General features: G+C 64.7%; 8 protein-coding genes. 3 read left to right on the top strand and 5 right to left on the bottom strand.

Annotated features, from left to right (window positions below; all coding sequences use genetic code 11):
• Window positions 1-436: 436 nt before the first annotated feature.
• Window positions 437-1,774 (bottom strand): MFS transporter, encoded by a 1,338-nt coding sequence (locus BRAS3843_RS19455; RefSeq protein ID WP_035982206.1) that lies wholly within the window; start codon window positions 1,772-1,774, stop codon window positions 437-439.
• Window positions 1,775-2,137: 363 nt separating this feature from the next.
• On the opposite strand from BRAS3843_RS19455, the gene BRAS3843_RS19450 reads away from it, so the two are divergent.
• Window positions 2,138-3,418, top strand: a complete 1,281-nt coding sequence (locus tag BRAS3843_RS19450) for a hypothetical protein (RefSeq protein WP_008970714.1) — start codon at window positions 2,138-2,140, stop codon at window positions 3,416-3,418.
• 328 nt (window positions 3,419-3,746) lie between these two features.
• On the opposite strand, the gene BRAS3843_RS19445 is transcribed toward BRAS3843_RS19450, so the two are convergent.
• A complete protein-coding gene (locus BRAS3843_RS19445) occupies window positions 3,747-4,523 on the bottom strand; it encodes a class II aldolase/adducin family protein (RefSeq protein WP_008970713.1) in 777 nt (258 codons plus the stop codon).
• A gap of 234 nt (window positions 4,524-4,757) precedes the next feature.
• Here BRAS3843_RS19445 and BRAS3843_RS19440 point away from each other — a divergent pair, with 234 nt between their 5' ends.
• Window positions 4,758-5,783: a histone deacetylase family protein gene (locus tag BRAS3843_RS19440; RefSeq protein ID WP_008970712.1), complete on the top strand. Its 1,026-nt coding sequence runs from the start codon at window positions 4,758-4,760 to the stop codon at window positions 5,781-5,783.
• Between the two features lie 73 nt (window positions 5,784-5,856).
• Here BRAS3843_RS19440 and BRAS3843_RS19435 read toward each other — a convergent pair whose 3' ends face one another.
• Window positions 5,857-7,380, bottom strand: coding sequence for a Do family serine endopeptidase (locus BRAS3843_RS19435; RefSeq protein ID WP_008970711.1), 1,524 nt, complete (start codon window positions 7,378-7,380; stop codon window positions 5,857-5,859).
• 186 nt (window positions 7,381-7,566) lie between these two features.
• Window positions 7,567-10,059 carry a phosphoenolpyruvate synthase gene (ppsA, locus tag BRAS3843_RS19430; RefSeq protein ID WP_008970710.1) on the bottom strand — a complete coding sequence of 831 codons (2,493 nt, stop codon included), beginning with the start codon at window positions 10,057-10,059 and terminating at the stop codon, window positions 7,567-7,569.
• 255 nt (window positions 10,060-10,314) lie between these two features.
• On the opposite strand from ppsA, the gene BRAS3843_RS19425 reads away from it, so the two are divergent.
• A complete protein-coding gene (locus BRAS3843_RS19425; RefSeq protein ID WP_083841397.1) occupies window positions 10,315-11,448 on the top strand; it encodes an SbmA/BacA-like family transporter in 1,134 nt (377 codons plus the stop codon).
• Here the strand turns inward: BRAS3843_RS19425 and BRAS3843_RS19420 are convergent.
• Complete coding sequence (locus BRAS3843_RS19420; RefSeq protein WP_008970708.1) at window positions 11,408-12,346, bottom strand: 1-phosphofructokinase family hexose kinase; 939 nt, start codon at window positions 12,344-12,346, stop codon at window positions 11,408-11,410. The two genes, BRAS3843_RS19425 and BRAS3843_RS19420, sit on opposite strands and share 41 nt — an antisense overlap.
• Window positions 12,347-12,348: the final 2 nt, after the last annotated feature.

Raw genomic sequence — 12,348 nt, 5'->3', positions numbered from 1 at the left:
CTTCACGCTTATACGCAGTCTCCCTGGTGCGCCGGGCTTTTTGGCCACCATGTCGCGCATGATGCTGACGCATCAGCGCGAGGACACCAGCGTCGGGGTGTCAGGACGCTGCGATTTCACGTCCGCGCCTGCCGTTCGTCCACGCGTCGCAAGACGCGCTGCGGCATGACAGCGGCCATCGCGTCCCCCCTCGCGTGTCGTGACGATCGCGCGCAACGCCCCTCTGCGGTGAGGCGGGATAAGCGGATACAATCATGATTTCGGAAAAAGCGCAAGTAAATTATTTTTTTCCGAAATTCGACCGCGACGGCGGAGACTCCCCTCCCCCCTGCGGGGGAGGGGAGCGGACCGTGATCGCGGCGAGATCATCGACACGACGAGCCGAAAAAAAACGGCGGCCGAAGCCGCCGTCAAGGTGAGGCACCACGCGTGGTGCTCAGGAGGCTCGCAATTGCACCCGTTCGATACGGCCGACGATGAAGAGGTACGACACCGCCGCGACCAGCGCGTTGAGGCCGACGAACACCAGGGCGCCGTTGAAGGAGCCGGTGGCGGCCAGGATATAGCCGATCACGATCGGGGTGGTGATGCTCGAGAGGTTGCCGAAGGTGTTGAACAGGCCGCCGGAGACGCCGCCGGCCTCTTTCGGCGAGGTGTCGGACACGACCGCCCAGCCGAGCGCGCCGATGCCCTTGCCGAAGAAGGCGACTGCCATCAGGCCGACCACCAGGGCCTCGCCGTCGACATAGTTGCAGCCGATAATCGCCATCGACAGCAGCATGCCGCCGACGATCGGGATCTTGCGGGCCAGCGTGAGCGAGCCGGTCTTGCGCAGGATGGCATCGGAGATGAAGCCGCCGAGCACGCCGCCGATGAAGCCGCACAGCGCGGGCAGGGTGGCAACGAAGCCCGCCTTCAGGATCGTCAGCCCGCGCTGTTGGACCAGGTAGATCGGAAACCAGGTCAGAAAGAAATAGGTCAGGGTGTTGATGCAATACTGGCCGATATAGACGCCGAGCATCATCCGGTTCGACAGCAGCTGACGGATATGCGACCAGCCGGGACCGCTCGATGCCGCCTTGGTCTCCTGCACGCCGTCGAGATCGACCAGCGCGCCGCCCTGGCGGATATAGTCGAGCTCGGCCTCGTTGATCGCCGGGTGCTCCTTCGGGCCGTACATGGTCTTGATCCAGATCGCGCCCATGACCAGCCCGAGCGCGCCCATGACCGTGAACACATGGCGCCAGCCGAACTCATGCGCGATCCAGCCCATCAGCGGGGCGAAGATCACGGTGGCGAAATACTGGCCGGAGTTGAAGAAGGCGGATGCCGTGCCGCGCTCGTTGCTGGGAAACCAGGCTGCGACGATCCGCGCATTGGCCGGGAAGGACGGCGCCTCGGCGAAACCAACCAGGAAGCGCAGCGCAAACAGCGTCGCAACGGCGACGCCGCCGGTGACGAAACCGATCCAGCCCTGCATCATCGTGAACAGCGACCAGGTCAGGATGCTCACCGCATAGACCCAGCGCGAGCCGAAACGGTCGAGCAGCCAGCCGCCGGGCACCTGCGCGATCACATAGGACCAGCCGAACGCCGAGAGCACGTAGCCCATCGCGATCGGATCCAGGCCGAGTTCCTTGGAGAGAGCCGGAGCCGCGATCGAGAGCGTCGCGCGGTCGGCGTAATTGACGGTCGTGACCAGGAACAACATGGTCACGATGAAAAGCCTGACCCGCGATCGTCGCGCCTCGGCCACGGACACAATTGCGCTCATGCGCAAGACCTCCCTGAATTTTTCCTCTGTGGAATGTCTAGACAGACGGAGCCAGTGGGTCCAAGCCGAAGCCTGTATCGATCGATGCCGATTTTGTATCGATCGTCGCCCGAAACCGCCGATGAACCTGCGCGGAAGGCGGGGCGCGGGGACAGGAGCGGCGGTCGTTTTGAACGACCCGGCCGTCACTCCCGATCGAGCCAGCGCGATACTAGGTCCGCATGGCGCGATCCAACTGACACCGAAGCTTCACGCCGCGGACATTAAAGGCCGCTAACGTTCGCCTGCCGCGCGGGCGGCGCTGCTGCCCGCAACGCATTCGTTTGCCTCTTCAATTCATCAAAAATCTTCAATGGAGCTGCCATGATTCGTCAGGGAGCAATGATCTTTTGCGCCGTCATGCTGACGGCGGTATCGGCCGACGCGGCCGACCAGACCCAGGTCGGCGCGGGTAATACGCGCGCGCAACAGATCGGCGCCGGCTCGCCGCTGGTCCGCTCTGCGATCGATCTGTTGAAGGAGAACGCCGAGCAGATCGAGGACGCGCAGCTGCGCAGCCAGACGCTCGATTCCTTCCTGAATCCGAACACCTGCATCCGTCACCGCGCCAATGTGAATGACGCCGTCAAAACCCAGATCATCAACGCCCTGATCGCACAGAACCTGGTCAACCCCGCTGATGCCGCATCGATCACCGGCGGTCTGAAGGCCGGCATCTTCCCGCCGGTCGTGCATGACGGCAGCTCCTGCCCGAACCTGCCGCTGACCTTCGGCGCCACGCCCGGCAGCAATTTCGGCGGCCACCATTCCTATCCCGGCGGATTGGCCGTGCATGAATCCTTCAACGACCAGAGCTCGATCAATTTCGCCGACATCTATCGCGGCGAATATGGCAGCCTCGGCGAGCATCGTCTGCCCGTGACCCGCGGCGCGCAGCGGCATGGTGACGTCAGGATCAATCAGGACGTGGTCCTGGCCGCGCCGATCTGGCACGACTGGGCGAAGATGATGGTGTTCCAGTGGAACGGTGACGGCACCGAATTCGCCGAGCTCAATTTCGGTGGCGCCGGCACCACTGACAATTATGGCGCAGCGGGCGATTCACGCACCGGCGGCCATCACATCATCAGCATCGCCGAGACCATGGCGCGGGGCCTGCCGCCGCTGTTCGTGATCACGCAGGCCTCGGCCCATTCGGCGCCGACGCTCGGCAACGAGTTCAAGGTGGTGAACTGGCTGCGCGCGGCCGCCATCATCGCGCAGATCGATCCGGTGGCGAAGGGCTATCTGGTGGTCGACGGCAGCGGCCATCTGCGCCTGCCGCCGCTCGCAGCGCTCGGTGCCGGCGTCAACCTGCCCGCCGCCGGACAAGGCAACGTGCTGGTCGAGTATCAGATCCACAATCTGTCGGATGCTGATTTCGTCAACTCGATTCCTGCCGTGACGCAGGTGCAGGTCATCCTGCAGCAGATCGCGCCGCAGTTCGGCTACGATGCCTCGGACGTGTCGCGCTACAACAACTTCTTCCGCAACGTCGTCCTGTCCTATCTCAGCCCGGAGCGGCTGATGATGGTCTATGACAAGGGCGGCCTGGAAGAGGTGGTCGAAGAGGTGCAGAAGCTACGCCGCCTGCACGTGATCTGAGCGCTGCCGCCGTGCGCTCCCTCTCACGTAGTGGTGGAGCGCTTTTACCCCTTCCCGCTTGCGGCAGAGTGATCGCGTACGACGAATGACATTGGGGCCTCATGGTTCGAGACGCGCGGCTTTGCCGCGCCCTCACCATGAGGGTCTTACTCTTTCTCCGCGACACAGGCCCTCATCCTGAGGAGCCCGCCGGAGGCGGGCGTCTCGAAGGATGGCCGCAGGTAAGACGGCCCACAGCATTTTCGTTTATATGCGATAGCCTTACCGCAAGCGGTGCGCAGTAAGCTCTCCCTGTGAGCTGCGGCGAAATCTTGCTGCATAACGTACGCTAGTTCGCATAATCCGGATCGGACTTGTCCAGCATGCGCTTGAAGGCGGCCCACTCGCTGTCGGGGCGGCCTTCGGTTTCGATCCGGTCAGAGAATTTCGCGTATTGCTCGGCAGTGTGGCGGGCGATGTTGTCGGAGACGGTGTTGATCTCGGCGCCTGACGCCTGGATCGCGAGCTGCGCCTTGCAGGAGCGCTCGAGGTTGTGCATCAGCTTGAAGGCTTCCGCGACCGAGCGGCCGCAGGTCAACAGGCCGTGGTTGCGCAGCACCAGCACGTTCTTGTCGCCGAGGTCCTTGATCAGCCGCGACCGCTCGTCGAGGTCGAGCGCGATGCCTTCGAAGTCGTGATAGGCGACGCGGCCGGCGAACTGCAGCGACCATTGATTGAGCGGCAATAGCCCGCACTTCAGCGAGGAGACGGCGACGCCCGCGACCGTATGCGTGTGCAGCACGCAGGCCACATCCGGCCGCGCCATGTGGATGGCGCTGTGAATGGTGAAGCCGGCCGGGTTGATGCCGAGCCCGAGCGGATCGTCGGTCACGTTGCCCTCGATGTCGACCGTGACGAGGTTCGACGCCGTCACCTCCTCGAAGCGCATGCCATAGGGATTGATCAGGAAGCGATCATGGGTGCCGGGCAGCCGTACCGAGATGTGGGTGTAGATGCTGTCGTCCATGCCGAGCCGGTGAATCAGCCGGTAGGCGGCGGCGAGATCGGCCCGCGCCTGCTTGTTCGCATCCGTCAGAGTGTCGGGCTTCACATGCGTGGTCATCATCTGGCTGGTCCTTCCGCGGTTTGGGCGAACTTTCGTTCAGCGGGGCCGGACGGGCAAGCTCAAACTGTCGACAGCCGGCGCATAGGAGTTAGTCGGATGCAGCGGAGGATGAGGCGGCTGTTCCGCCGGGTGGAAGTCCCCGCACCGGCTGCGGCAGAGGATTGAGCGGTCTGCGCTTGTGCTGTCGGTTCGCTCATGCACAATTCGGCTGTCCTCGAACCGGAGCAGCATCACGTGAAGGCCGTCTACAGCGAGCTGCATCGCAGCCACGATCCGCAGTTCTATCTCGTGCGTGGCGTGGTCAAGCGCACCACCGAACAGCCCGAACGTGCGGACCGTCTGCTGGCGGGCCTGAAGGCCGGCAATCACCGCGTGGTGGCGCCGATCAATTTCGGCCAGGGCCCCCGGGCGCGTGTCCACAGTCCCGAATATCTCAGCTTCCTCGCCGAGGCCTGGGAGGCCTGGGCCGCGCTCGGCGATTCCGGGTCCGAGATGATCCCGAACATCCATCCGGTGCGCAACGCCGGCACCTATCCGACGCATATCGTCGGCCGGCTCGGCTGGCACACGACGGATACGTCGGCGCCGATCGGCCCCGGCACCTGGGCCGGTGCCTGCGCCGCGACCGATATCGCGACCACCGCGGCGCAGCTGGTGATGGACGGCGAGGATGCGACCTATGCGCTGTGCCGTCCTCCCGGTCATCACGCCTATCGCGACATTGCCTCCGGCTTCTGCTTCATGAACAACAGCGCCATTGCGGCCGCGCATCTCCGCCTCACGCATGAGCGCGTCGCGATCCTCGATGTCGACGTGCATCACGGCAATGGCACGCAGGGCATCTTCTACGAGCGGGGCGACGTGCTGACGGTGTCGATCCACGCCGATCCGGTCTCCTACTATCCGTTCGTGTGGGGCTATGCGCATGAGCGCGGCGCGGGCGCAGGTCTCGGCGCCAATCTCAACATTCCGCTGCCGATGAAGACCGGCGACGATGGCTACATGAACGCGCTGGAGACGGCTGCAAAGACCATCCGCGCCTTCGCGCCGGGTGCGCTGGTGGTGGCGCTCGGGCTCGATGCCTCCGAGCACGATCCCCTCGCGGGGCTTGCAGTGACCACAGCGGGCTTCAAACGCATCGGTGCTGCGATCGCGCGTCTTGGCCTGCCGACCGTGTTCGTGCAGGAGGGCGGCTATCTCTCAGATATCCTCGGCCAGAACCTCACCGCGGTGCTCGCGGGCTTCGAAGAGGCGAGGTGACCAACGCCAAGCCCGCCGCAGCCTCGACGAAGCGCCACGGCGGGCTCGCAAGTGTGTGTGTACCTCGGGCCGATCAGCCGATCGGCACCGCGACGAAGTGGGTGTTGTCGGCGGTCTTGACCCGGATCAGCACGTCGTGCTTGCCATCGGATTTCGCCGCCGACAATGCGTTGCGCAGATCGGAGACGCTGCCGACGCTCTTGCCGCCGACATCGAGGATGACATCGCCGGATTTCAGCCCGTGCTCGGCGCCGGGACCGTCGGGATCGACGGCCGTGATCACGACGCCCTTGCTGCCGGCGCCGGCGACCTGATCCGCAGGCGCAACCGACAGTCCGAGATGCGGCACGCCGGGCACCGCGCCGTTGTCATGCTCGCCGGCGTTGGCCTGCTTCTGCTCGCCGGGCATCGTCGCCAAGGTCACGTTGATGGTCTTCGCCTCGCCCTTGCGCAGGATGTCGAGCTTGACGCTGCTGCCGGGGCTCATGCCGGAGATTTCGCGTGCCAGTGAGCGCGAGTCCTTGATCGCATTGCCGTTGACGGCGGTGATCACGTCACCGGCCTGAATGCCCGCCTGTGCGGCCGGCGTATCCGGCTTGGCCTCGTCGACCAGGGCACCTGCGGAATTCTTCATGCCGAGGCTTTCGGCGATGCCGCCGGTGACCGGCTGCACCTGCACGCCAAGCCAGGCGCGCGTGACGGCGCCGTGATCCTTGAGCTGCGCGATGACCTGCTTCGCGGTGGCGGCGGGAATGTCGAAGCCGATGCCGACCGAACCACCCGAGGGCGAGTAGATCGCGGTGTTGACGCCCACCACGTTGCCGTTGACGTCGAAGGTCGGGCCGCCGGAGTTACCCTTGTTGATGGGCGCGTCGATCTGGATGTAGTCGTCATAGGGGCCGTTGCCGATGTCGCGGCCCTCAGCCGAGACGATGCCGGCGGTGACGGTGCCACCGAGGCCGTAGGGGTTGCCGACCGCGACGACCCAATCGCCGATGCGCGGCATCTGAGTCTCGAAATCGACATGGGCGAAGGTGTGGTTGCCCTCGACCTTGATCAGCGCGAGGTCGGTCTTCGGATCGGTGCCGATCACCTTGGCGGTATAGGTCTGGCCGTCATCGGTGGTGACTTCGACCGACTTGGCGTGATCGACGACGTGATTGTTGGTGACCGCGTAACCGTCGGCAGAGATGAAGAAGCCCGAACCGAGGCCGGTGATCATTTGATGCTGGCGCGGCTGCGGGCCGTCGTTGTCGCCATATTGCCGGAAGAATTTCTCGAACGGCGAGCCATTCATGAAGGGCTGCACGCCGGGATCTTCGCCATCGCGGCTGAGCATGTTGGCCTCGGACGCTCCGTCGATGCGGACACGCACCGAGATCACCGCAGGCTTGACCTTGCTGACGAGGTCGGCAAAGCCGCGCGGTCCCTGCTCAGATTGCGCTGTTGGCGTTGCCGCGAAGGCGCTCGTGGACATTTGTCCGGCCAGCGGGCCGGCCAGGATCACGCCCGCGCCGATGACGGCGACCGAGCCGAGCAAAGCGAGCCGGCGCCTGGCCAACGGCCTGCGGCGGGGTGGTTGATTGGTATCTGTCATCCTCGTATCTCCGAAATGCGAAAGCTCAACTGCCCCGCTCTCGAAGTACAACGACGGGATTACCGGGTCCTGTCGGGCAAATTAATTCATCCTGTCCGCGCAATTAATTCGTCGTAATGCATCGCGCCGGGCTTACATCGACCAGCGCATGCAATGACGTCGCGGGTGCGCGCGACTGATAGTGAATCAGCTCGCCAGCGCCTTCGGCGCGCCCGCCGCCAGCTCACGCTCCGCCTCGCGCACGATCTCCATCGTGCGCACAACGCTGGCCGGATTGACGCTGATGGAGTCGATGCCGAGCTCGGTCAGGAAGCGCGCGATCTCCGGATAGTTCGCGGGGGCCTCGCCGCAGATGCCGACATGGCGGCGATTGCGCTTGGCGCCCTCGACCGCCAGCGTCAGCATCTTCAGCATGCCGGGATCGCGCTCGTCGAAATCGAAGGCGACGATGTCGGAATCGCGGTCGACGCCGAGCGTCAGCTGGGTCAGGTCGTTGGAGCCGATCGAGAAGCCGTCGAACAGCTTGGCGAACTGATCGATCAGGATCACATTGTTCGGGATCTCGCACATCATGAAGATCTCGAGCCCGCTGTCGCCGCGCGTGAGCCCATGGCTCGCCATGGTCTCGATCACCTTGCGCGCCTCCTCGACGCGGCGGCAGAACGGAATCATGATCTTGAGATTGGTGAGGCCCATGACGTCGCGCACATGCCGCAAGGCCGCGCATTCGAGCGCGAAGCCAGCAGCATAGGCCGGATGCGCGTAGCGCGCAGCGCCGCGGAAGCCGAGCATCGGGTTCTCTTCCCTCGGCTCGAAATCATCGCCGGCGACGAGGCTCGCATATTCGTTGGTCTTGAAGCTCGCATATTCGTTGGTCTTGAAGTCGGACAGCCGCACGATCACCGGATGAGGGAAGAACGCCGCCGCGATGGTGCCGACGCCTTCCGAGAGGCGCTCGACGAAGAAGTCCGCCGGGGCCTTGTAGCGCGCCGTGAGATTCTGGATGGCCTTGCGCACCTTTGCCGACTTCACCTTCTCAGGCGCGGCCAGTGCCATCGGATGGATGCCGATGTGCTGGCTGATGATGAACTCCATCCGCGCCAGGCCGACTCCCGCATTCGGCATCATCGCGGTCCTGAACGCAACCTCGGGATTGCCGAGATTGACCATGATCTCGGTGCGCGGCTTAAGCAGCGTGTCGATGGCGATCTTGCTCACCTCGAAGGGCAGGGCGCCCTCATAAACGTGGCCGACCTCACCCTCGGCGCAGCAGACCGTCACGGTCATGCCGGTCTTTGCGGTCTTGGTGAACGTCTCGGTACCGACGACGGCGGGCACCCCAAGCTCGCGGGCAATGATCGCGGCATGGCAGGTGCGGCCGCCATGATCGGTGACGATTGCGGCCGCGGTCTTCATCACCGGCTCCCAGTCCGGGCTGGTCGAGGTCGCGACCAGCACCTCGCCGGGACGGAAGGCGCGCAGATCGCGCTCGCTCCTGATCAGGCGGATCTTGCCGGCGGCGATCTTCTCGCCAACGGCGCGTCCGGTCGCGATCGCCTTGCCCGGCTGTTTGAGCGCATAGGTTTCCAGCGCCTCCGGCGTACGCCGCGAGGCCACCGTCTCGGGCCGGGCCTGGATGATGTAGAGCGCGCCGTCACTGCCGTCCTTCGCCCATTCGATATCCATCGGCGTCGGCCGGCCCGCCTTCTGCGAATAGTGATTTTCAACGACGACGGCGGCTTGCGCGAGCTCGAGCACGTCCGCATCGGTGATGCAGAACGCATTGCGCTCGGCCGGAGTGGTAATGACGTTGCGCGTGGTCGCGCCATGCGCCTTCGCGCCGGTCTTCTTGCTTGCGGTCTTGGCGTAGACCATGCGCTTTTCCTTGGCGCCGAGCCGACGCGACAGCACGGCGCGGAAGCCGGCGTTGAAGGTCGGCTTGTGCACGTAGAACTCGTCCGGATCGACCGCGCCCTGCACCACGTTCTCACCAAGTCCATAGGCGCCGGTGATGAAGGTGACGTCGCGGAAGCCACTTTCGGTGTCGAGCGTGAACATGACGCCGCTCGCGGCGAGATCGGAGCGCACCATTTTCATGACGGCGACCGAGAGCGCCACCTTGAAATGATCGAAGCCGTTGTCGATGCGATAGGAGATCGCGCGATCGGTGAACAGCGAGGCGAAGCAGCGCCGGCAGGTTTCGAACAGATCGCGCGGCCCGCGGATGTTGAGGAAACTGTCATGCTGGCCGGCGAAGCTCGCATTGGGCAGGTCTTCGGCCGTCGCCGAGCTGCGCACCGCGACGGCTGTGCTTCGGCCATATTCCTGCTCGAGCTGGCGATAGGCCTCGCTGACCTGTTTGCGCAGATCGGCGCGGTCGGTTGCCTCATAGACGATCGCGCGCGCCTTCGCCGCGCGCTTGGCGAGATCGGCGATGCGGCGCTTGTCGAGACCCTCGAGCAGCGCGCGCAAGCTCTCGTCGGCGCCGGTTGCGCGCAAGGCGTCGCGATAGGCCGCCGCCGTCAGGGCAAAGCCGTTGGGTACCCGGACACCCTGCGGCGCCAGCGCCGAATAGAGCTCACCGAGCGAGGCGGTCTTGCCGCCGACCAGGGGCACATCCTCGATGCGGAGATCCTTGAACCATCGGATGTAACCAGGGACAGAGCCAATTGCCGTCATCGCCGCTTCTCCCGCACTGCAACGTTGTTGAGAACGAGTTTGGCGGGAGATCCAAGGAGTGCCTTGCGCAGGATCAAGCTGATACCAATGATTGGCTCTAACAAGGGGACCGGGAGGAGAAAGGGCCTGTCAACGAGATCAGGGTAGCAATGTGCCTGCTCGGCATGGGGTGGTGTTGTGCCCAGAAGCAGGCACCCATGCTGCGCAAGATGGGTAGCGTGTGCGTTCAATCCGATAGGGCCGTTTGCCAGGATGATGGCTGAAGACAGCGAAGACCGTGGCGATCTCGAATGGTCGCGCTTCTGGCTCACTGCCCGACACTTCTGGTGTGGAGTGAGGGCTTGGCGCGTGTGGCTGCTGTGCGCTTTCCTCGTCATCATCGTCGTGCTGCAGCTCTATGTGCAGTTCCGTTTCAACTATTGGAACAGGGATTTCTTCGACGCGCTGGAGAGCCGCAATCCGGCGCGGCTGCGCGAAGCGGCCTATCTGCTGGTTCCGCTCTGCGTCGGGAGCGTCGTTCTTGCTGTCACCTCGGTGTGGGGCCGCATGACCATGCAGCGCAACTGGCGTGAATGGCTGACCACGAAGGTGATCAATTATTGGGTCGAGAACGACCGCTACGCGCGGCTGGCCGCGGTGGATGGCGAGCAGAAAATTCCGGAATATCGCATCGCCGAGGACGTCAGGATCGCGACCGATGCGCCGGTCGATTTCGCCCTCGGCGTGATCTCCTCGCTGCTGACCGCGATCATCTTCGTGCAGGTGCTGTGGCAGGTCGGCGGCCCGATCACGTTCACCTGGTGGGGGCATGAGCTCTGGATACCGGGCTATCTGGTCATCAGCGTCGCGGTCTATTCCGGCCTGGTCACCAGCGCGATGATCTGGGTCGGCTGGCCGCTGACACGCGTCATCCAGTCCAAGGATCAGGCCGAGGCCGAGCTGATCACGGCGGCCCATCTGCTCCGCGATATCGGCGAAGGCGTCACGCCGAAGCAGCAGGAACGCGGCGTCATCGACGGCCTGTGGCAGGCCTTGCGGCATGTGGTCAAGCAATGGCTGCGCCTGTGCTGGCAGCTGATGCGCACCACATCGGTCTCGCATCTCAATTCACTGCTGGCGCCGATCATCGGGCTGGTGCTATGCGCGCCGAAATTTCTCAACGGCGCGATGACGCTGGGTGAGCTGACCCAGGCGGCGGCTGCGTTCACCCTGGTGCAGGGCTCGTTCAACTGGCTGGTCGACAATTACAGCCGCGTCGCCGACTGGATCTCCTCGCTGGAGCGGGTCGGCGGATTGTTGCTGTCGCTGGACAAGCTCAACCATCACGCGGCAGCGGGGGATGCTCCGCTCACGCCACCTCTACGATCACCTCTGCAGCAAGACGTCTGACGTCGGCGGGATCGCACAGCGCGGTCCCGGTATGTAGCAGAGCCGCGGCGCCTGCCGCCACCGCCCAGCGGAACGCCTCATCAAGGGCTGCGCCAGCCGCGAGCCTGGCAATCAGCACGCCGAGAAAGCTGTCGCCGGCGCCGACCGCGCTGACCGGCGTGATCGGCAGCGGCTGCGCACGCAGCACGCGGTCATGCGTGACCAGCACCGCGCCGAGATGGCCCATCGTCAAAGCCACCGTCTCGACCTTGCCGCTATGCACCAGCGCCCGTGCGGCAGCTTCCCAGGCGAGCGCATCGCCGAGCTCGCCGCCGGCAAGCTCGCGCATCTCGCGCAAGGACGGCTTGATCAGGTCGACGCCGGCGTCGACCGCGGCCGTCAGCGCCGGCCCCGAGGTATCGAGCATGAACTTCGCGCCGCGCTCGTGCGCGAGCTTTGCGATCTGGCCGTAGAAGTCGGCGGGCACGCCGTGGGGCAGGCTGCCGCTGCCAACGACGTAGCGCGGAAAGGGCCTGATGTCGGCAAGCAGCTTCAGGCAGCTCTGCCACTCGGATTCACTGAGTGTCGGCCCAGGCAGGATGAAGCGATAGGGCTGGCCGGTCGCGGCTTCCTGCACGAAGAAATCTTCGCGCGTCTCCTCGTTGCTCGGAAAAGTCAGGCTGGCGACACCCTCGCGCGCGACCAGCCTGTTGAGCAGGGCGCCAGTCGCGCCACCCACCGGATAGACCGCGGTGACGTCGCCGCCGAAGCGGGTGATGACGCGCGCGACGTTGATGCCGCCGCCGCCGGCGTCGCGCCGCGCAGCGCGGCCGCGCAGTTTCATGATCGGCACGATCTTCTCGACCTCGGTCGAGACGTCAACGGCGGGGTTGGGTGTGATCGTGACGATGTCGGTCATGT

This window comes from Bradyrhizobium sp. STM 3843, from assembly GCF_000239815.1.
GTDB lineage: Bacteria > Pseudomonadota > Alphaproteobacteria > Rhizobiales > Xanthobacteraceae > Bradyrhizobium.
Note: the sequence above shows the minus strand (reverse complement) of the source record. Positions and strands in the feature narration are given on the sequence as shown.